General features: G+C 78.0%; 20 protein-coding genes and 1 riboswitch. Of the genes, 19 read left to right on the plus strand and 1 reads right to left on the minus strand.

The window, feature by feature from the left end; translation table 11 throughout:
- Positions 1–30 precede the first annotated feature (30 nt).
- From pyrF to AC2TDM_RS08635, 17 genes are all read left to right on the plus strand, one after another.
- Entirely contained in the window at positions 31–906 is an 876-nt protein-coding gene (gene pyrF, locus AC2TDM_RS08555; RefSeq protein WP_484636421.1) for an orotidine-5'-phosphate decarboxylase, read from the plus strand.
- A 166-nt stretch (positions 907–1,072) separates the two neighbouring features.
- A complete protein-coding gene (gene mihF, locus AC2TDM_RS08560) occupies positions 1,073–1,384 on the plus strand; it encodes an integration host factor, actinobacterial type (protein ID WP_090030907.1) in 312 nt (103 codons plus the stop codon).
- Positions 1,385–1,495: 111 nt separating this feature from the next.
- Positions 1,496–2,122, plus strand: coding sequence for a guanylate kinase (gmk, locus tag AC2TDM_RS08565; RefSeq protein ID WP_175499249.1), 627 nt, complete (start codon positions 1,496–1,498; stop codon positions 2,120–2,122).
- A gap of 40 nt (positions 2,123–2,162) precedes the next feature.
- Complete coding sequence (rpoZ, locus tag AC2TDM_RS08570; RefSeq protein ID WP_090030908.1) at positions 2,163–2,462, plus strand: DNA-directed RNA polymerase subunit omega; 300 nt, start codon at positions 2,163–2,165, stop codon at positions 2,460–2,462.
- 49 nt (positions 2,463–2,511) lie between these two features.
- Positions 2,512–3,729 (plus strand): bifunctional phosphopantothenoylcysteine decarboxylase/phosphopantothenate--cysteine ligase CoaBC, encoded by a 1,218-nt coding sequence (gene coaBC, locus AC2TDM_RS08575; protein ID WP_484634393.1) that lies wholly within the window; start codon positions 2,512–2,514, stop codon positions 3,727–3,729.
- A gap of 10 nt (positions 3,730–3,739) precedes the next feature.
- Positions 3,740–4,945 (plus strand): methionine adenosyltransferase, encoded by a 1,206-nt coding sequence (metK, locus tag AC2TDM_RS08580; RefSeq protein WP_484634394.1) that lies wholly within the window; start codon positions 3,740–3,742, stop codon positions 4,943–4,945.
- A 106-nt stretch (positions 4,946–5,051) separates the two neighbouring features.
- Positions 5,052–7,205 carry a primosomal protein N' gene (locus AC2TDM_RS08585; RefSeq protein ID WP_090030998.1) on the plus strand — a complete coding sequence of 718 codons (2,154 nt, stop codon included), beginning with the start codon at positions 5,052–5,054 and terminating at the stop codon, positions 7,203–7,205.
- Between the two features lie 84 nt (positions 7,206–7,289).
- Positions 7,290–8,252 (plus strand): methionyl-tRNA formyltransferase, encoded by a 963-nt coding sequence (fmt, locus tag AC2TDM_RS08590; protein ID WP_090030910.1) that lies wholly within the window; start codon positions 7,290–7,292, stop codon positions 8,250–8,252.
- Complete coding sequence (locus AC2TDM_RS08595) at positions 8,249–9,886, plus strand: RsmB/NOP family class I SAM-dependent RNA methyltransferase (RefSeq protein ID WP_090030911.1); 1,638 nt, start codon at positions 8,249–8,251, stop codon at positions 9,884–9,886. Before fmt ends, AC2TDM_RS08595 begins: the two co-directional genes overlap by 4 nt.
- 17 nt (positions 9,887–9,903) lie before the next feature.
- The gene (gene rpe, locus AC2TDM_RS08600; RefSeq protein ID WP_090030912.1) at positions 9,904–10,560 is read left to right on the plus strand and encodes a ribulose-phosphate 3-epimerase; all 657 of its coding nucleotides are present in this window, start codon (positions 9,904–9,906) and stop codon (positions 10,558–10,560) included.
- A 67-nt stretch (positions 10,561–10,627) separates the two neighbouring features.
- Positions 10,628–10,760, plus strand: a riboswitch (FMN riboswitch).
- A 210-nt stretch (positions 10,761–10,970) separates the two neighbouring features.
- Entirely contained in the window at positions 10,971–12,041 is a 1,071-nt protein-coding gene (ribD, locus tag AC2TDM_RS08605) for a bifunctional diaminohydroxyphosphoribosylaminopyrimidine deaminase/5-amino-6-(5-phosphoribosylamino)uracil reductase RibD (RefSeq protein ID WP_090030999.1), read from the plus strand.
- A complete protein-coding gene (locus AC2TDM_RS08610; RefSeq protein WP_090030913.1) occupies positions 12,041–12,706 on the plus strand; it encodes a riboflavin synthase in 666 nt (221 codons plus the stop codon). Before ribD ends, AC2TDM_RS08610 begins: the two co-directional genes overlap by 1 nt.
- 131 nt (positions 12,707–12,837) lie before the next feature.
- Positions 12,838–14,163, plus strand: a complete 1,326-nt coding sequence (gene ribA, locus AC2TDM_RS08615; RefSeq protein ID WP_484636422.1) for a GTP cyclohydrolase II — start codon at positions 12,838–12,840, stop codon at positions 14,161–14,163.
- Positions 14,160–14,642 carry a 6,7-dimethyl-8-ribityllumazine synthase gene (gene ribH, locus AC2TDM_RS08620; protein ID WP_484634395.1) on the plus strand — a complete coding sequence of 161 codons (483 nt, stop codon included), beginning with the start codon at positions 14,160–14,162 and terminating at the stop codon, positions 14,640–14,642. The genes ribA and ribH overlap by 4 nt, the downstream gene beginning before the upstream one ends.
- A gap of 108 nt (positions 14,643–14,750) precedes the next feature.
- Positions 14,751–15,014 carry a phosphoribosyl-ATP diphosphatase gene (locus AC2TDM_RS08625; RefSeq protein ID WP_090030915.1) on the plus strand — a complete coding sequence of 88 codons (264 nt, stop codon included), beginning with the start codon at positions 14,751–14,753 and terminating at the stop codon, positions 15,012–15,014.
- Between the two features lie 74 nt (positions 15,015–15,088).
- Positions 15,089–15,943 carry an ATP phosphoribosyltransferase gene (gene hisG / locus AC2TDM_RS08630; protein ID WP_090030916.1) on the plus strand — a complete coding sequence of 285 codons (855 nt, stop codon included), beginning with the start codon at positions 15,089–15,091 and terminating at the stop codon, positions 15,941–15,943.
- 6 nt (positions 15,944–15,949) lie between these two features.
- Complete coding sequence (locus tag AC2TDM_RS08635) at positions 15,950–16,444, plus strand: PH domain-containing protein (RefSeq protein WP_239078828.1); 495 nt, start codon at positions 15,950–15,952, stop codon at positions 16,442–16,444.
- Positions 16,445–16,452: 8 nt separating this feature from the next.
- On the opposite strand, the gene AC2TDM_RS08640 is transcribed toward AC2TDM_RS08635, so the two are convergent.
- Entirely contained in the window at positions 16,453–17,595 is a 1,143-nt protein-coding gene (locus AC2TDM_RS08640; RefSeq protein WP_090031002.1) for a DUF3866 family protein, read from the minus strand.
- Positions 17,596–17,679: 84 nt separating this feature from the next.
- On the opposite strand from AC2TDM_RS08640, the gene AC2TDM_RS08645 reads away from it, so the two are divergent.
- Both AC2TDM_RS08645 and AC2TDM_RS08650 read left to right on the plus strand, forming a co-directional pair.
- Positions 17,680–18,582 carry an alcohol dehydrogenase catalytic domain-containing protein gene (locus AC2TDM_RS08645; RefSeq protein WP_090031003.1) on the plus strand — a complete coding sequence of 301 codons (903 nt, stop codon included), beginning with the start codon at positions 17,680–17,682 and terminating at the stop codon, positions 18,580–18,582.
- Positions 18,583–18,672: 90 nt separating this feature from the next.
- Positions 18,673–20,139: a hypothetical protein gene (locus AC2TDM_RS08650; protein ID WP_090030917.1), complete on the plus strand. Its 1,467-nt coding sequence runs from the start codon at positions 18,673–18,675 to the stop codon at positions 20,137–20,139.
- Positions 20,140–20,176 lie beyond the last annotated feature (37 nt).

Consider the following 20,176-nt stretch of genomic DNA (forward strand, 5'->3'; position numbering starts at 1 on the left):
CCGCGCTTCGGCGCCCGCCTCGCGGCGGCGATGTCGGCGCACGGGCCGCTGTGCGTCGGCATCGACCCGCACCCCGCGCTGCTGGCGGCGTGGGGGCTGCCCGACGACGCCGACGGCCTGCGGCGGTTCGCGCTGACGACGCTCGAGGCCGTCGCGGGCCGGGTCGCGGCGGTCAAGCCGCAGTCGGCGCTGTTCGAGCGGCACGGCTCGCGGGGCGTGGCGGTGCTCGAGGAGGTCGTCGCGGCCGGCCGCGGCACGGGCACGCTCGTCGTCGTGGACGCCAAGCGCGGGGACATCGGCTCCACGATGGCGGCGTACGCGGACGCGTACCTGCGGGACGGGTCGCCGCTGGCCGGCGACGCGCTCACCGTCTCCCCGTTCCTCGGCGTCAGGTCGCTGGCGCCGGCGGTGGAGGCGGCGGCCGCGACGGGGCGGGGGCTGTTCGTCCTCGCCCTCACGTCGAACCCGGAGGGCGCCTCCGTGCAGCACGCCGTCGCACCCGACGGGCGCAGCGTCGCTGCGGGGGTGGCGGCGTACGCGGCCACCCGGAACGCCGCCGAGCTCGCCGCGGCGACGGCCGACGACGGGCGCGCCGGCGCGCCGCGGGTGGACGGTCGGGACGGCGTCGTCGCGCTCGGGTCCGTGGGGCTCGTCGTGGGCGCGACGGTCGGCGACGCGGCGGCCCGGACCGGCGTCGACCTCGCCGCGGTGCGGGGGCCGCTCCTCGCCCCGGGCGTCGGGGCGCAGGGCGCCGGTCCGGCCGAGCTGGCGGCGGTGTTCGCGGGTGCCCGCGGGGCCGTGCTGGCCTCGTCGTCGCGGGGGGTGCTGGCCGCGGGCCCGGCGGTGCCGGCGCTGCGGGAGGCCGCCGCGCGGGCCGCGGGGGAGGCGGCAGCCGCGCTGGCCTAGGCGGCACGCGGTGGGCCCGTCGGGGGACGGGCACCCACCGTCCGGGTGGTGCATGCGCCATGACCTGCGGTTGCGTTGTGCTGGGCAGTCCGGATCGCTACGTTCGTCCCACACGACCCGCAGCACCCCCGCGGATCGCCGGCCCGACGACGAGAAGGTGACGCGAGTGGCTCTCCCTCCGCTGACTCCCGAGCAGCGCGCCGATGCGCTGAAGAAGGCTGCCGCCGCCCGGCAGCAGCGAGCCGAGGTCAAGAACCGGCTGAAGTACTCCCAGGGCGCCCTCTCCGAGGTCATCGCCCAGGGGCAGCAGGACGAGACGATCGGCAAGATCAAGGTCCTCGCGCTCCTCGAGTCCCTGCCGGGTGTCGGCAAGGTCAAGGCGCGTGCGATCATCTCCGAGATCGGCATCTCCGAGACCCGGCGCGTCCGCGGCCTCGGCCCGCACCAGGTGAAGGCGCTCGTCGACCGCTTCGGCTGACGGAGGGCCGGCGCCCCGGCGCCACCCGACCGGGCACGCGGCGGGGCGGTCGGCACCGGTGCCGACCGCCCCGCCGGTCCGTCCGGCCACGACCCCGAGAGGCAGCACAGCGTGCACAGCGACACCCCGGCCCCGACGACGACGGCCGGGGAGACGGGCGCCGGCGGTCCCGCCCGCCTCACCGTGCTGGCCGGCCCGACCGCCGTCGGCAAGGGCACGGTCTCGGCCGACGTGCGCGAGCGCTACCCCGACGTGTGGCTCTCGGTCTCCGCGACGACGCGGCAGCCGCGTCCGGGTGAGGTCGACGGCGTGCACTACCACTTCGTCGGGCCCGAGCGGTTCGACGACATGGTCGCCGCGGGGGAGCTCCTCGAGTGGGCGGTCGTGCACGGGCGCAACCGGTACGGCACGCCCCGCCGGGCCGTCGAGGAGCAGCTCGCGGCCGGGCGGCCCGCGCTCCTCGAGATCGACCTGCAGGGCGCGCGCCAGGTCCGGGCGACGATGCCGGGCGCGCGCTTCGTGTTCCTCGCCCCGCCGTCGTGGGAGGAGCTCGAGCGACGCCTCGTCGGACGCGGGACGGAGGGTCCCGAGGAGCGCGAGCGCCGGCTGGCGACGGCCCGGGTGGAGCTCGCCGCGGAGCCCGAGTTCGACGTCGTCATCGTCAACGACGACGTGCACCGCGCGACCGACGAGCTCGTGCGGGTCATGGGCATCGAGCCGGCGCCGGCCGACCGGTAGGATCAGCGGGAACCCCTCCGTCGATCACCGGGAGACCACCGTGTCCGGAACCGTCGCCGCCCCCACGGGCATCACCGACCCCCCCATCGACCGCCTGCTCGAGCGTGCGGACTCCAAGTACGCCCTCGTCCTGTACGCGGCCCAGCGCGCGCGGCAGATCAACGCCTACTACGCCCAGCTCAACGAGGGCCTGCTGGAGTACGTCGGCCCGCTCGTCGACGTGCGTCCCCAGGAGAAGCCGCTGTCCATCGCCATGCGCGAGATCGACGGCGGCCTGCTGAGCATCGAGCCCACCGAGGGCACCCCCGTGGAGCCGGCCCCGGAGCAGGACCGGTTCTGACGCGACGCCGACGCAGGTCGAGGAGCAGGGAGAGGGGTCCGGGGCGCCCGTGCACGTCGTCCTCGGCGTCGGCGGCGGCATCGCCGCCTACAAGGCCGTCCTGCTGCTGCGCCTCCTGAAGGAGGCGGGCCACGACGTCCGCGTCGTGCCCACCCGCACGGCGCTGGAGTTCGTCGGGCGGCCGACGTGGGAGGCGTTGTCCGGCCGGCCCGTGACGGCCGACCTCCTCGACGACGTCGACCAGGTGGCGCACGTGGCGGTCGGCCGCGACGCGGAGCTCGTCGTCGTGGCGCCGGCGACGGCCGACCTGCTCTCCCGCGCCGCCACCGGCCGCGCGGACGACCTGCTCACCGCGACGCTGCTCGTCGCGCGGTGCCCGGTGCTCCTCGCCCCGGCCATGCACACGGAGATGTGGGAGCACCCCTCGGTCGTCGCCAACGTGGCCACCCTGCGGGCCCGCGGCGTGCACGTCCTCGATCCCGCCTCCGGGCGGCTGACGGGCGCCGACACCGGTCCGGGCCGTCTGCCGGAGCCCGCTGACATCGCGGCGGCTGCCCTGGCACTCGTCGCGCCGCCGGACCTCGCCGGCCGGCACGTCGTCGTGTCCGCGGGCGGCACGCGGGAGCCCGTCGACCCCGTGCGCTTCCTCGGCAACCGGTCGTCGGGCAAGCAGGGCGTCGCCCTGGCGCGCCGGGCGGCCGCCCGCGGCGCGCGCGTCACGCTCGTGGCGGCGCACCTGCAGGTCGCGCCGCCGACGGGCGTGGAGGTCGTGCCCGTGGGGACGGCGGAGGAGCTGCGCGCGGCCGTGCGTTCCGCCGCGGCGGACGCGGACGCCGTCGTCATGGCGGCCGCGGTCGCCGACTTCCGGCCCGTCGCGCCCGCCGCGGCGAAGATCAAGAAGGACCCGGCGGCGACCGCGGCCCCGGTCATCCCCCTCGAGCAGACCGTCGACGTCCTCGCCGAGCTCGTCGCGGACCCGCCGCGGCCGGGGCAGCGCGTGGTCGGCTTCGCGGCCGAGACCGGCGACGAGCGCGGGTCCGTCCTCGAGCACGGCCGGGCGAAGGCCCGCCGCAAGGGGGCCGACCTCCTGGTGCTCAACGCGGTCGGCGCCGGCGTCGGGTTCGGCACCGACGACAACGCCGTCACGCTCCTGGACCGCGGGGGCGAGGTGGTGGGCACGGCCTCGGGCAGCAAGGACGCCGTGGCCGACGCCGTGTGGGACGCGGTCGTCCCGCTGCTGCGCGAGGGGCCCGCCGCCCGCGGCTAGGGTGGCCCCCATGCCCGCCGTCACGCGCCTGTTCACCTCGGAGTCCGTCACCGAGGGGCACCCCGACAAGATCTGCGACCAGATCTCGGACGCGATCCTCGACGCGATGCTCGAGCAGGACCCGGCGGCCCGCGTCGCCGTCGAGACGATGGTGACGACCGGCCTCGTGCACGTCGCCGGCGAGGTCACCACGAGCGCCTACGTCGAGATCCCGCAGGTGGTCCGCGAGGTGGTCACCGGCATCGGCTACACGTCCTCAGACATCGGCTTCGACGGCAAGAGCTGCGGGGTCTCGGTGTCCATCGGGCAGCAGTCGCCGGACATCGCGGCGGGCGTGGACAAGGCGATCGAGCTGCGCGAGGACGCATCCGACGACGACCCGCTCGACCAGCAGGGCGCCGGCGACCAGGGCCTCATGTTCGGGTTCGCCTGCGACGACACGCCCTCCCTCATGCCCCTGCCGGTCTGGCTCGCGCACCGGCTGTCGGAGCGGCTGGCGGGGGTGCGCAAGGAGGGCGTCGTGCCCGGCCTGCGGCCCGACGGCAAGACGCAGGTGACCATCGGCTACGAGGGCGACCGTGCGGTCAGCCTCGACACGGTCGTCGTGTCGACCCAGCACGAGCCCGGCGTCCGCCTCGACGACGAGCTGCGGCCGGCGGTGCGGGACCTCGTCCTCGCCCCGGTCCTCGAGGCGGCCGGCCTGGACCTCGACACCGCCGGGCTGCGGCTGCTCGTCAACCCGACCGGGCAGTTCGTCGTCGGCGGGCCGCAGGGCGACGCCGGCCTGACCGGGCGCAAGATCATCGTCGACACCTACGGCGGGTACGCGCGCCACGGCGGTGGCGCCTTCTCGGGCAAGGACCCCTCGAAGGTGGACCGGTCCGCCGCGTACGCCATGCGCTGGGTCGCCAAGAACGTCGTCGCCGCGGGGCTGGCTCGGCGTTGCGAGGTGCAGGTCGCGTACGCCATCGGCAAGGCGCACCCGGTGGGGCTGTACGTGGAGACCTTCGGCACGGGCACGGTCCCCGACGAGGTCCTCACCGGCGCCATCCGCGAGGTCTTCGACCTGCGCCCGGCCGCGATCGTCCGGGACCTGGACCTGCTGCGCCCCGTCTACCGCCGCACGGCCGCCTACGGCCACTTCGGTCGGGAGCACGCCGACTTCACGTGGGAGCGCACGGACCGGGTCGACGACCTGCGCGCCGCGGTCGGCTGACCGTCCGCGCCGGCGTGTCGGCGCCGCGTGGTGGGATCACGCGGTGAACCAGCCGGTCCCGGAGCCCGCCACGGCCGAGCGGCGCACCCCGGCCGGGCAGCCGGCCGTGGTCGAGCAGCCGGCCCTGCCCGGCCTGCCCGCCGCGCGCCGCCGGCGGCGCCCCTCGGCCGGTCCCGTGCCCGTCGCCGAGGTCCTGCCGGTGGCGCGCGTGGTCGTGGACCTCGCTCCGGCGCACCTCGACCGCGCGTTCGAGTACGCGGTGCCGGCCGCGCTCGACGACGTCGCCGGCCCTGGCGTGCGCGTGCGCGTGCGGTTCGGCGGGCAGGACGTCGACGGGTTCCTGCTCGAGCGTGTCGGCGAGGCCGAGCACGCGGGGGAGCTGGCTCCGCTGCGGCGCGTCGTGTCCGCCGAGCCCGTGCTGACGCCGGAGGTGCTGCGCCTGGCCCGGGCGGTCGCCGACCGGTACGCCGGCACGCTCCCGGACGTTCTCCGGCTGGCCGTCCCGGCGCGGCACGCGCGCACCGAGGGGGAGGTGCCCGACGAGGACGGCCCGACGGCAGACGGACCCGGCGACCCCGCGCCGACCGCCGGGCCCCTGCCGCCCCTGCCGCCCCTGCCGGCCTGGGAGGCGTACCGCGGCGGGCCCGCGTTCTGCCGTCACGTGCACGCCGGGGGCGCGCCGCGCGCCGTGTGGACAGCGCTGCCCGGCGGCCCGGGCGAGGACTGGCCCTCGGCCGTCGCGCAGGCCGTCGCCGCGTGCCGGGCGGGTGGCCGCACGGCCCTCGTCGTCGTCCCCGACGCCCGCGACGTCGACCGCGTGCTGGCCGCGCTCGACCATGAGCGCCCCGACGCCGCGGGCGACGTCGTCCGGCTGGTCGCCGACGACGGTCCGGCCGCCCGCTACCGGGCGTTCCTCGCCGCCCGGCGCGGTCGGGCCGGCGTCGTCGTGGGGACGCGGGCGTCGGCGTTCGCGCCGCTGCCCGACCTGGGCCTCGCCGTCGTGTGGGACGACGGCGACGGCCTGCACGCCGAACCCCGCGCGCCCTACCCGCACGTCCGCGAGGTGCTCGCCCTGCGCAGCGAGCTCGAGGGCGCCGCCCTGCTCGTCGGGTCGATGGGCCGCAGCGTCGAGGCGCAGGCCCTCGTCGCCGCGGGCTGGGCCCACGAGGTCGCGGCCGACCGGCCGACCGTCCGCCGCCGCACGCCACGGGTGCAGGCGCTGACGTCCGCCGAGCTGGCCCGGGAAGGGCCTGCCGCCGCCGCTCGCCTGCCGACGCCGGCCTGGCGCACGCTGCGCGACGCCCTCGCGCGCGGTCCGGTGCTGGTGGGCGTGCCGCGCGCCGGCTACGTCCCGGCCGTCGCGTGCGCCCGCTGCCGCGCGCTGGCCCGGTGCACGGCCTGCCACGGCCCGCTCGGGCTCGACGGCCCCGACGGCACCCCCGCGTGCCGGTGGTGCGGCCGCCTGGCCACGGACTGGCGCTGCGGCACGTGCGGGCACGACGTCCTGCGCTCGGTCCGCGTGGGCTCGGAGCGCACCGCGGAGGAGCTCGGCCGGGCGTTCCCCGGCGTGCCCGTGCGCGTCTCCGGGGCGCGGTCCGCGGGCGGGGTGCTCGCCCGCGTGCCCGACCGGCCGGCCCTCGTCGTCAGCACCCCCGGCGCGGAGCCCGTCGCCGACGGCGGGTACGCGGCGGCGGTGCTCCTCGACGCGGCCGTGCTCACCTCGTGGCCCGGGCTGCGGTCCGCGGAGGAGGCGGTCCGCCGCTGGCTCTCGGCGGCCGCGCTGGTCCGGCCGGCGTCGGCCGGCGGGGTCGTGCAGCTCGTGGGCGACGCCGCCGAGCGCCCGACGCAGGCGCTCGTGCGCTGGGACCCGGCCGGTCTGGCGGCGCGTGAGCTCGACGAGCGCAGCGCCCTCGCGCTGCCCCCGGCCGTGCGGACCGCGCTCGTGGAGGGCTCGCGCGACGCCGTCGCGGCGGTGCTCGCGCGGCTGGCGCTCCCCGCCTCGGCGGAGGTGCTGGGCCCGGTGCCGGTGACGCCCGCGGAGGACCGGCACCCCGACGTGCGCGCGGGCGGCGCGTCCGCCACGGCCGCGGGCGGGCTCCTGGACGACTGGGTCGACGGGTCCGTCCGCGCGCTCGTGCGCGTCCCGCGCGGTGACGGCCCCGCGCTGACGCGGACCGTGGCCGCGTCGCTCGCCGTGCGCAGCGCCCGGCGCGAGAGCGGCACGGTCCGCGTGCAGGTGGACGCAGCGGAGGTGCTCTGAGGCCGGCCGCGCGCACGCACGGCGCCGCCCGGACCACGCCCCCGCCCGCGGACGCTCCGGCCGCGGCACCTAGGATCGGGTCCCATGCGCCTGCTCTTCGCCGGGACCCCGGAGCCCGCGGTCCCGTCCCTGCGGGCGCTGCTCGCCTCGCACCACGAGGTGGTGGCGGTGCTCACCCGGCCCGACGCCCCGGCCGGCCGCGGCCGCACCCTGCGGCCCAGCCCGGTCCGCGAGGTCGCGGACGAGGCGGGCGTGCCCGTGCTGACCCCGCGCCGCCTGCGCGACCCGGGGGTGGCGGAGGAGCTCGCGGCGCTGGCCGTCGACGCGGCGCCCGTCGTCGCGTACGGCGCCCTCGTCCCGCCGGACCTGCTGGACGTGCCCCGCTACGGCTGGGTCAACCTGCACTTCTCCGTCCTGCCCGCCTGGCGCGGCGCCGCCCCCGTGCAGCGCGCGGTGCTGGCGGGCGACGAGGTCACCGGCGCGACCACCTTCCGCCTCGACGAGGGGCTCGACACCGGCCCCGTGCTCGGGACCCTGACGGAGACGGTGCGGCCGCGGGACACCAGTGGCGACCTGCTGGAGCGCCTCGCCGTGGCGGGGGCCGACCTCCTGGTCCGCACCCTCGACGCCCTCGAGGCCGGCGTGCTCGTCCCGCAGCCCCAGCCGGGCGAGGGCGTCAGCCACGCGCCCAAGCTCGAGGTGGCCGACGCCGCGGTGCGGTGGGACCGACCCGCCCTCGCGGTGGACCGCCAGGTGCGGGCGTGCACCCCGGCACCCGGCGCGTGGACGGTGCTGCCCGACGGCACCCGGCTCCGTCTCGGCCCGGTGCGGCCGCGGCCGGAGGTGACCGACCTGGCGCCGGGCGAGCTGCGCTCGGGGCGGCGCGAGGTCCTCGTCGGGACCGCCGCCGGCGCCGTGGAGCTGGGCACGGTCGCCCCGGCCGGACGTAGGCCCATGGCCGCCGCGGACTGGGCCCGCGGGGCGCGCCTCGGCGCGGACGGCCCCGTCCGGCTCGGTGCCGGTACGGCCGTCGGGGCCGACGCGTGAGCCCCGCCGACGACCGCCGGCGCCCTCCGCGCCGCGAGCCGGGTGGCGGCCACGGCGACGCCCGTCGCGACGACGGACGACGCGACGACACCCGTCGCGACGCCCCGCGACGCGACGACGCACGCCGCGACGCGGCCGGACGTCAGCGCGGCGCCGCCCGCGCCGAGGGCCGGGGCCACCGCTCCGCCGCCGCCCCCGGTGAGCGCCGCCGCACCACCGACCCCGCCCGCGACGCGGCGTTCGACGTCCTGCGCGCGGTGGACGGCTCGGACTCCTACGCCAACCTCGTGCTCCCGCCGCTGCTCGCCGAGCGCGGCCTGCACGGGCGGGACGCCGCGTTCGCCACCGAGCTCGCCTACGGCACCCTGCGCCTGCGCGGGCGGTACGACGCGGTGCTGGCGCTGGCGTCGGGGCGCGACCCCGGCGCCCTGGACGCGCCGCTGCTCGACGTCCTGCGGCTGGGCGCCCACCAGGTGCTCGGGATGCGGGTGCCCCCGCACGCCGCGGTGTCCGAGACCGTCGGCCTCGCCCGCGCACGGGTCGGGGCCGGTCCCGCGCAGCTCGTGAACGCGGTGCTGCGGCGCGTGACCGAGGCCGGGCCCGAGGAGTGGACCACGCGCGTCGCGCAGGCCGCCGACCCCACCGGTGACGACACCGTCGCCCGGCTCGCCGTCACCGAGAGCCACCCCGCGTGGGTCGTGCGGGCGCTGCGCGAGGCGCTCGTCGGGCACGGCCGCCGTGCGGAGGAGCTGCCCGACCTGCTGGCGGCGGACAACGTCGCGCCGCGCGTGACCCTCGTCGCGCGGCCCGGCCTCGTCGCACGTCAGGAGCTGCTCGACGAGCTGCCGCACGCACGCGCCGCCGCCCTCACCCCGTCGGCCGTCGTGCTCGACGGCGGGGACCCCGCGGACGTCCGGGCCGTGGCCGACGGCCGCGCCGGGGTGCAGGACGAGGGCAGCCAGCTCGTCGCGCTGGCCCTCCTCGCGGCAGGTGTCGAGGGGACCGACGCGCGCTGGCTCGACCTGTGCGCGGGACCCGGCGGCAAGGCGGCGCTGCTGGCCGCCGCGGCGGCCGGACGCGGCGCGCGGCTCGTCGCCACCGAGGTCCAGCCCCACCGCACCCGGCTGGTGGAGCGGGCGCTGCGGGCCGTGCCGCGTCGGGCCGTCGAGGCGGTGCGGACCGGTGACGGCCGCGCGGTCGGGGCCGACGAGCCGGGCGCGTTCGACCGCGTCCTGGTCGACGCCCCGTGCACGGGCCTCGGGGCGCTGCGGCGGCGGCCGGAGTCGCGCTGGCGCCGCACGCCCGCCGACGTCGCGGGCCTCGGCACGCTGCAGCGCGAGCTCCTGTCGTCCGCGCTGGACGCCGTGCGACCCGGCGGCGTCGTGGCCTACGTGACGTGCTCGCCGCACCTGGCCGAGACATCCCTCGTCGTGCGCGACGTCGTCCGCGCCCGGGCGCGCGCCGGGGTGGTCGTCACCCCGCTCGACGCGCGCGCCGTGGTCCGCGGCCTGGCGCCGGACGTGGACCTCGGCGACGACCGGACGCCCGGCGGGGAGCCGCGGCTCGACGTCCAGCTCTGGCCGCACGTGCACGGCACGGACGCGATGTACCTGGCGCTGCTGCGCCGGGACTAACGCCCTAGCCTGGTCGGGTGCCCGCCCCGCAGATCCACCCCAGCATCCTGTCCGCCGACTTCGCGAACCTCGAGCGCGACCTGCAGGCGATCGCGACCGCCGACGCCGCGCACGTCGACGTCATGGACCTGCACTTCGTGCCCAACCTGACGCTCGGGCTGCCCGTCGTGCAGCGCCTCGCCGAGGTCTCGCCGGTGCCGCTGGACGTGCACCTCATGATCGAGGACGCCGACCGGTGGGCGCCGACGTACGCCGAGGCCGGGGCGGCGTCGGTGACGTTCCACGCGGAGGCGACGCAGGCGCCCGTGCGGCTGGCGCGCGAGCTGCGCTCCGGCGGCACGCGGGCGTGCGTGGCGCTGCGGCCGGCGAGCCCGGTCGAGCCGTTCCTCGACCTCCTCGGCGAGGTGGACATGGTCCTCGTCATGACCGTCGAGCCCGGGTTCGGGGGCCAGTCCTTCATCGAGGGCACGCTGCCGAAGATCCGACGGCTGCGCGCGGCCGTCGACGCGGCGGGCACGGGCACGCGGATCCAGGTCGACGGCGGGGTGTCCCGCACGACGATCGCGCGGATCGCCGAGGCCGGGGCGGACGTCTTCGTCGCCGGGTCCGCCGTCTACGGCGCCGACGACGTGGCCGCGGAGATCGCCGAGCTGCGCCGGCTCGCCGCCGGCTGAGGGCTCGCCGGGCGGCGGGTCGACCGAGGGGCCCCACACGGCCGCTGTGGCATGATGCCGGTCAAGCACACGTGCTCCGGGGTCGGTGCAAGTCCGAGCCGGCGGTGACAGTCCGCGACCCGCACGGTCCTCGTGACCGGGCGGTTGACCTGGTGGAACTCCAGGACCGACGGTGAGAGTCCGGATGGGAGGAGCCGTGGCGGTGCGCGGGACCCCTGGGTCCCGGGTGCCGTGGCTGCGTGCACCCTGCCCGCGGCCGTCCCCGGAGCCCACTCGAGGCGAGGGGAGCGGGACGCATGACCGCCAGTGAGGCCGGGTCCGGCACGACCGGCGCCGGCGCGCCGCGCACGGGCGCCCTGCCCGTGGTGCCCGCACCCGAGCGGCTCGTGCAGCCCGCCGAGCTGGTCGCGATGCGCCGCGCCTTCGCCCTGGCGCGCGGCGGCCCCGCCGGCGGGCCGAACCCGCAGGTCGGATGCGTGCTGCTGGCCCCCGACGGCAGGACGCTGGGGGAGGGGCGGCACGAGGGCGCCGGGACCGCGCACGCCGAGGTCGCCGCGCTGGCCGACGCCGCCGCGCGCGGGGCCGACGTCCGCGGCGCCACCGCCGTCGTCTCCCTCGAGCCCTGCGACCACACCGGGCGCACGGGCCCCTGCTCCCTCGCCCTGCTGACCGCCGGGATCGGCCGGGTCGTCTTCGCGGTGAGCGACCCGAACCCCGTCGCGGCCGGCGGCGCGGCGCGCCTGCGCGCGGCCGGCGTGGACGTCGTCGGGGACGTGCTGCACGACGAGGGCGTCGCCGTGCTGGGCGACTGGTGGCCGGGCACGGCGCGCCAGCGGCCCGTCGTCACCCTCAAGCTCGCCACCACGCTCGACGGCCGCGTCGCGGCGGCCGACGGCACGAGCCGCTGGATCACCTCCGACGTCGCGCGGGCCCACGCCCACGAGCTGCGTGGACGCGTCGGCGCGGTGGTCGTCGGGACGGGCACGGCGCTCACCGACGACCCGTCGCTGACCGCCCGCAGCGCCGACGGGACCCTGCACCGCGCCCAGCCGCTGCGCGTGGTCGTCGGGCACCGGGAGGTACCGGCCGACGCGCGCCTGCGCGGCCCGGGCGGCGAGCTCGTGCACCTGCGCACCCACGACCCGCACGCGGTCCTCGACGCGCTGGCGGCCCGCGGCGTCACGCACGTCCTCGTCGAGGGGGGACCGACGCTCGCCGCCGCGTTCCTCGTCGCGGGCGTCGTCGACGAGGTGCAGGCCTACGTCGCCCCCGTCCTGCTGGGCGCCGGTCGGCAGGCGCTCGCCGACGTGGGCATCACCACGATCGCCGACGCGTTACGCCTCGAGCCGGTGAGCGTGCGCCCGCTCGGGTCCGACGTCCTCGTCGTGGCCGTGCCGCGCGCAGCCGCACCGGCACCCGCACCCGCGCGAGCGCCGGACGCGTCCGGCGCCCCCTCGTCCCGCACCACCCAGGAGGTCTGATGTTCACCGGCATCATCGAGGAGGTCGGCCGCGTCGTCGCCCTCGAGCACCCGGGCGCCGACGCAGACGCACGCACGGCGGGCACGACGACGGGCACGACGACGGGCACCGCCGAGCCCGACGCCCGCCTGCGCGTGCACGGCCCGCTCGTCGTCTCCGACGCCCACCTCGGCGACTCCATCGCCGTGTCGGGGGTGTGCCTGACCGTCACGGAGCTGCCGGGCGACGGCACCTTCGTCGCCGACGTCATGCCCGAGACGCTGCGGCGCAGCGCGCTGGGCGGGCTCACGCCCGGCGCGCCCGTCAACCTCGAGCGGGCCCTGGCCGCCGGGGGCCGGTACGGCGGGCACGTCGTGCAGGGCCACGTCGACGGCGTGGGCCGCATCCTGTCGCGCACGCCCGGACCGCGCTGGGACGAGGTCGAGATCGGCCTGCCGGACGGCCTGTCCCGGTACGTCGCCGAGAAGGGCTCCATCGCCGTCTCGGGGGTCAGCCTCACCGTCACCCACGTGCGCGACGACGCCTTCGGCGTCTCGCTCATCCCGACGACGCTCGCCGGCACGACGCTGGGCGGGCTCGCGCCGGGGGACGCCGTCAACCTCGAGGTCGACGCCCTGGCCAAGTACGTGGAGCGGCTGCTGGCCGCGACGGGGGCGCTGCGGTGAGCGCCCGCACGGAGCACGTCACCGAGCCCACCACCGAGCCCACCACCGAGCCCACCACCGAGCCCACCACCGAGCCCACCACCGGACCGACCAGCGGGCCCGACCGGCAGCTCGGCACGGTCGAGGAGGCGCTGGAGGCGCTGCGGGCGGGCCGGCCCGTCCTCGTCGCCGACTCGCACGACCGCGAGGACGAGGTCGACGTCGTCCTGGCGGCGCAGTCCGCCGCGACCGACTGGGTCGCCTGGACGATCCGGCACTCGTCGGGCTACCTGTGCGCGCCCATGACCGCCGGACGGGCGGACGCCCTGGACCTGCCGCTCATGGTCCCGCACAGCCAGGACCCGCGCCGCACGGCCTACACGGTCACGGTGGACGCGGCGACGGGTGTCGGCACCGGCATCTCCGCCGCGGACCGGGCCCGCACGCTGCACGTCCTCGCCGACCGGGCCTCGGGCCCGGCCGACCTCATCCGCCCCGGGCACGTCCTGCCGCTGCGCGCCGTGCCCGGCGGCGTCCTGCACCGCCCCGGCCACACCGAGGCCGCCGTCGACCTCTGCCGCCTCGCGGGACTGGAGCCCGTCGGTGCCATCGCCGAGCTGGTCAACGACGACGGGTCGATGATGCGCCTGGGCGACGCGACCGGGCTGGCCGCGCGCGAGGGCCTCGTCGTCGTGACGATCGAGGCGCTCGTGCGGTGGCGCCGGGAGCACGGCGACGAGCCGACGGCCGACCTCGGGGGCCCGGGTCCGCTGCAGCCGCGCGTGCACGCCACGCACACCGCCTGGCTGCCCACCCGGCACGGGGAGTTCCGCATCCACGGCTACCGCGACCTGCGCACGGGCGACGAGCACGTCGCCCTCGTGCCCGTCACCGGGCTGGCCGACGAGCCGGTCGTGCGCGTGCACTCGGAGTGCCTCACCGGCGACGCGTTCGGCTCGGCCCGGTGCGACTGCGGCCCCCAGCTGCAGGCGGCGCTGGAGCTGGCCGCCCGAGACGGCGGGGCGGTCGTCTACCTGCGCGGTCACGAGGGCCGCGGCATCGGCCTGCTGGCCAAGGTCGCGGCGTACGCCCTCCAGGACGCGGGCCGCGACACCGTCGAGGCGAACCTCGACCTCGGCTTCCCGGCCGACCGGCGCGAGTACGGCGCGGCGGCCGCGATCCTGGCGGACCTCGGCGTCTCGCGGCTCACGCTGCTGACCAACAACCCCGCCAAGGTGGCGGGGCTGCGCGCCCACGGGCTGGACGTCGCGCAGGTGCGTGGCCTCGAGGTCGGTCGCACGCCCCAGAACGCGGCCTATCTGGCGACGAAGGCCCACCAGATGGGCCACCTCCTGCACCTCGACGACCTGGCGCCCGACGGCGGGGCCCTGCACGTCGAGCCCGTGCGCGCCGCCGCCACCCACCCCGGTGCCGACACCACCGACCACCCGATCGACCCCCTGGAGGAGCTGGCATGAGCGGCGCGGGAGCACCGGACCTGACCGTCGACGGGAGCGGGCTGCGCGTCGCCGTGCTCGCCTCGAGCTGGCACACCGTCGTCATGGACGGCCTCGTCGGGGGAGCGCAGCGCGCGCTCGACGAGGCGGGCGTGACGGACGTGACCCTCGTGCGCGTGCCCGGCTCGTTCGAGCTGTCCGTGGCCGCGTCGCACGCGGCGGAGCAGGGCTTCGACGCGATCGTCGCGCTCGGCGTCATCATCCGCGGCGGGACCCCGCACTTCGACTACGTCTGCCAGGCCGCGACCGTCGGGCTGACCGACGTCGCCGTGCGGACGCGGGTGCCCGTCGGGTTCGGCGTGCTGACCTGCGACATCGAGGCACAGGCGCTCGCCCGCGCGGGCCTGCCGGGCTCGCACGAGGACAAGGGGCACGAGGCCGCCACGGCGGCGGTGGCGACGGCGGTCGCGCTGCGGCAGCTCACGCCCCGTCCCGCCTGAGGCCGCCGGCCCGACCGGGCGCGAGGAGGGCGCGGGCAGGGCGCGCGTGGGCGTCCACGCCCAGCACCCCGCGTCAGGGCGCGTCGCCCGCCCGTCTAGAGTCGCCGCGTGAAGACGTTCGAGGAGCTGTTCGCGGAGCTGGCCGAGAAGGCCGCGACCCGGCCGGAGGGGTCCGGCACGGTCGCCGAGCTGGACCGCGGCGTGCACGCCATCGGCAAGAAGATCGTCGAGGAGGCGGCCGAGGTCTGGATGGCCGCCGAGCACGAGTCGGGGGAGCGCACGGCCGAGGAGGTCTCGCAGCTGCTCTACCACCTGCAGGTCCTGCTGCTGGCGCGCGGGCTGACGCTCGACGACGTCTACGCCCACCTCTGACCCACCCTCCGGCGCCGGGTCGACCGCTCGCCGCCGGGACCACCCGCCGCACCACCCCACGACCAGGAAGTCCCGTGCTGAGGATCGCCGTCCCGAACAAGGGCTCGCTCTCCGAGCCCGCCGTCGAGCTGCTCCGCGAGGCGGGCTACCGCCAGCGCCGCGACAGCCGCGAGCTCGTCCTGCCCGACCCCGACAACGACGTGGAGTTCTTCTTCCTGCGCCCGCGCGACATCGCGGTGTACGTGGGGTCGGGCACCGTCGACGCCGGCATCACCGGTCGCGACCTCCTGCTGGACTCCGGCTCGCCCGCGGTCGAGCACCTGCCGCTGGGGTTCGCACGCTCCACCTTCCGGTTCGCGACGACGGCCGGGCAGGCGACGTCCGTGCAGGACGTCGAGGGCCGGCGCGTGGCCACGTCCTACCCCGTCCTCGTCGCCGCGCACCTGCGCGAGCAGGGCGTGACCCCGGCGGGCGTGGTCCGCCTGGACGGTGCGGTGGAGACCGCCATCCGGCTCGGCGTCGCGGACGTCATCGCGGACGTCGTCGAGACGGGGTCCACGTTGCGTGCCGCCGGCCTCGAGGTGTTCGCCGACCCGATCCTGCGCTCGGAGGCCGTCCTCGTCCGCCGCGGCGACGAGGGCGCCGGCGTCCCGGCCGGGCTCGACGTCCTCACGCGCCGCATCCAGGGCGTCCTGACCGCGCGCGAGTACGTCCTCATGGACTACGACGTGCCGCAGGACCTGGTGGACGCGGCCGTCGCCGTGACGCCCGGGTTCGAGTCGCCGACGGTCTCGCCCCTGCACGACGGGGGCTGGGCCGCGGTGCGCGTGATGGTCCCGCGCCGCGAGACGAACCGGATCATGGACGCCCTGTACGACATCGGCGCCCGCGCCATCCTCGTCACGTCCATCCACGCCTGCCGGGTCTGAGGACCGGTGCGCGAGCCGGGGGAGCGGGCGGGTGACGGCACAGGCCGGGCGCCCGACGCGCTGCACGCCCCGTTCCGCCCGTGGCTCGCGCGGTACGTGGCGACGGGTCTGGCGGTGCTCGTGCTCGTCGCGACGGCCGCGCTGACGTTCCTCACGCCGGGCGACGGGACGCTGGAGATCTCGCTCGCCGACCGCGTCGGGTTCGCCCTCGTCGGGCTGGCGATCGTCTGGTTCTGCTGGCGGCAGGCCTCCGTGCGCGCCGTGCCCGACGACGAGGGCGTGACCGTGCGCAACCTCGTCATCACCACACGGGTGCCGTGGGCGCAGGTCGTCTCGGTGCGCTTCGGCCAGGGCCGGCCGTGGGTGCAGCTCGACCTCGCCGACGGCGACACCCTGGCCGTCATGGGGATCCAGCGCGCCGACGGCGAGCGGGCCACCGCGGAGGCGCGCCGGCTGGCGACCCTCGTCGCCCGGCACACCGCCACCGCGCGGGACGACTGACCGGGGCCTCAGCGCAGGAGCGAGGCCGCGTGCAGCCCGGCCGCGGCCGAGGCGAGGAACGCCGCCGGGTCCGCGTCCAGCCCGCGGCCCATGGTCGACAGGCCGACCGGCACCTCGCGCAGCACCGCGAGCTCGGCGTCCCCGACCGGCACCTCCACCGCGCGGTGCCGGCCCGCCGGCGCCACGAGGCGGCCCGCCTGCTCGCGGACCCGTGCCCCGAGCGCGGCCAGGGCGTGCTCGGCCCCGTCGTCGAGCACGGGTACGACGACGTCGCACGGGACGAGCGCGACCCGGCCGTAGGCGGTCAGCGAGTGGTGCGAGACGCCGAGGTGGCGCTCGCGCGCGTCGGCACCGGACACGCGCAGCGCGGCGACGGGACGCCCGCCCAGGACCCCGGCGGCGTTGAGCGCCTCCCCGGCCGCGACGCCGGAGAACCCCCATCGCGTACCGGTCCCGAGGTTGCCGGGTCCCTGCGCGACGACGACGACGTCCGCCCCGACCACCTCCTGCGCCGCGAGCAGGGCCGTGTGCACGGTGACCGCCTCGAGGTCGCCGCCGAAGGACTGCCCGGCGGTCACGCTGGCCGCCACCCACCCCGCCTCCCGCAGGCCCGCGACCGTGCGGGAGAACCACGCCGGCAACGCGCCGCCGTCGGTCATCACGTAGGCCACGCGCGGCTCGTGCCGCCCGGCCCGCCGAGCTCCCAGTCGCAGCCCGGCGACGACCGCCGGCAGCGCCGAGTGCAGGTCCGCGACGACCACCGGCATCCCGGCGAGGTCGTCGGCGTCCGCGAGCGCGGCGTGGTGCTCCGACTCCTGGTCGTCGACCCCGAGCACGGTGGCCTGCAGCGGCGTGTAGCGCGCCTTGACCAGGTGCCCGGGCCCGGCGGCCGGGTCCGGCACGGCGTCGTCCGTCCGGGCGACGACGAGCGCGTACCCGCCGGTCCCCAGTCCCTTGGCGAGCGCCGTGACGTTGAGCAGGACCCGCGCCCCGACGGGCGTCGGCCCGACGAGCGCCGGGTAGGCCAGGGCCCGGACGGTGCCCTCGGGCCCGGCCACGCCGTCCGACTCGCCGAGCGCCACCGCGAGCTCCTGCGCCCCGGGCCAGCCGCGCCCGGTCCCCACCACCGTCCCGGCCCGCCACGTGATCACGCCCGTCACGGTACCGGCGCGGATCCCGGTCTACTGTCGACGGGCCGCGGCGGGCCCTCGCCGCGCCGACTTGAGGAGATGCCCGTGCGCGCAGCGCGCTACCACCGCTACGGCGAGCCCGACGTGCTCGTCGTCGAGGAGGCGCCCGAGCCCCACGCCGGGCCGGGCGCGGTCCGCATCGCGGTGCACGCCGTCAGCGTCAACCCCATCGACGTGCTGCTGCGGGCCGGCCGCCTGGCGCAGGTGCTGCCCCTGCCGCTGCCGGCGGTCCCCGGCCGGGACGCCGTCGGCGTGGTCGACGAGGTCGGCCACGGCGTCGAGGGCGTCGGCGTCGGGGACCGGGTGTTCGGCCTGGGCGGGATCAGCGACACCACAGCCGACCGCGCGGTGCTGACCGCCTGGGCGGCGGTCCCCTCCGTCTGGACGACGGAGCAGGCGGCCGCCGCCGGGCTGGCCTCCGCGACCGCGGCCCGCGCGGTCGCCGCCCTCGGCGAGCTGGAGGGCCGGACGCTGCTCGTCGAGGGCGCCTCGGGTGCGGTCGGCGGCGCCGTCGCCGCCCTCGCCCTCGCCGCGGGTGCGCGGGTCATCGGCACCGCGCGACCGGCGAACCACGCGCACCTCGTCGCGTCGGGGGTCGACGCCACGACCTACGGCGACGGGTTGGCCGAACGGGTCGCCGCGCTGGCCCCGGGAGGCGTCGACGCCGCCGTCCACGCGGCGCCCTCGCCGTCGCTGGCGGAGCTGGTCGCGATCGTCGGCGACCCGGACCGCGTCGTCACGGTCATCGACACCGCGGGGGCTGCACGGCTGGGCGCACGCAAGGTGGACGCGGCCAACGACTCGGCCCTGCTCCGACGGGCCGCTGACCTCGGCGAACGGGGGCTGTATGTCCCCCGCGTCGAGCACGTCCTGCCGCTCGACGCGATCGTGGAGGCGCACGCCCGCGCCGAGAGGGAGAGCGGCAAGGTCGTCGTCACCCTCTCCTGAGCCCGGGCCCGGTGTCGGGCGCCGGAGCGGGGCAGGACGTGAAGGCGGGTGCTCGATGGGGGACAGTGGCGCCATGGCGACGGGGTGCGTGTGATCGGGCGGCTGGTGGTGCTGGGGGCGACGGGGGACCTCGCGGGGCGGTTCCTGCTGCCCGCACTGGCCCGGCTGCTCGCGGCCAGCGGGGTCCCGGCGGACCTGCGGGTCGTGGGGGGCGGGCACCAGGGCTGGACCGAGGCCGAGTTCCAGGCGCACGTGGACGCGCGCCTGCGTGCCCACGCGGGGGACCTGGCCGACGCGGCGCGCGAGGACCTCGTCGCCCGGCTCGGGTACGGGCAGGTGGACGTGTCCGACGAGGACGGGGTGGCCCGGCTCGTCGACCGCGTCCGTGGCGAGGACACGCCGATCGACCCCGCCGTGGCGGTCTACCTCGCGCTGCCGGCCGTCGCGTTCCCGCCGGCGCTGAGGTCGTTGGTCGCGGTGGGGCTGCCGGCCGGCAGCCGGGTCGCCGTGGAGAAGCCGTTCGGCGACGACCGCGCCGGTGCCGTCGCCCTCGACCGCCTGCTCGCGGCGGCTGCGGGTGACGGCGAGGCGTCGCGGTTCCGCGTGGACCACATCCTCGCGATGCCGCAGGTGGAGGAGCTCGTGCGGCTGCGCGCCCCCGGCGGCCCGCTCGCGCCGATCTGGGACGCGGAGCACGTTGCGCGCATCGAGGTCGTGTGGGAGGAGACGCTCGGCCTGGAGACGCGCGGCGCGTTCTACGACGGGACCGGCGCCGTGCGCGACGTCATGCAGAACCACCTGCTGCAGGTCCTCGTGCTCGCGCTGATGGAGCCGCCGCAGGGGGACGGCGACGAGGCCCTGCACGCCGCGAAGCTCGCGTTGCTGCGGGCGGTGCGCGAGCCGGATGCCCCGCAGATGGCCGACCGCACGCGTCGGGCACGGTACGGCGCCGGCGTGCTCGTCGACGCGGCCGAGCCGCAGGGCCGGCCGGTCCCGGGGTACGCCGCGGTGAGCGGGGTCGACCCCGCGCGGGGGACGGAGACCTGGGCGGAGGTCACGCTCGAGGTCGCGACCCCGCGATGGACGGGCGTGCCGGTCGTGCTACGGACGGGCAAGGGGATGGGGGCGCCGCGCAAGGGCGTGCTGGTGCACCTGCGGCACGACGTCGACGTCCCGCTGCCCGCCGAGGTCCGCACGCCCACGCCGCGCACGCTGTGGGTGGAGCTCGACAGCCCCGGCGGCGCGGTGCACGCGCCGGGCGAGCTGGTCGCGTACGCGGCGGTGCTCACCGACGTGCTGGGCGGCGGGAGCCGGACCTCGGTGACCGGCGCCGAGGCCGTCGAGGCATGGCGGGTGTTCGAGCCCGTGCTCCGGGCGTGGGCCGACGGGGTCGTGCCTCTGGAGGAGTACGCGGCCGGGTCGACCGGGCCGTCGGCCGACTACGGGCGTCGGCCCGGCGCGGAGGGAGGCCGCGTGGGGGAGCAGCCGGACGTCCGCACCACGCGTGCGCGCCCGACTGATGGCCGCGCGGTCGGCGGCCTCCCTGGGCACCCGTGACGTGGCTGCGGGACGATGGACGCGTGCGGGCGTCGAT

The sequence above is a fragment of the Cellulomonas sp. plas2 genome, assembly GCF_057221735.1.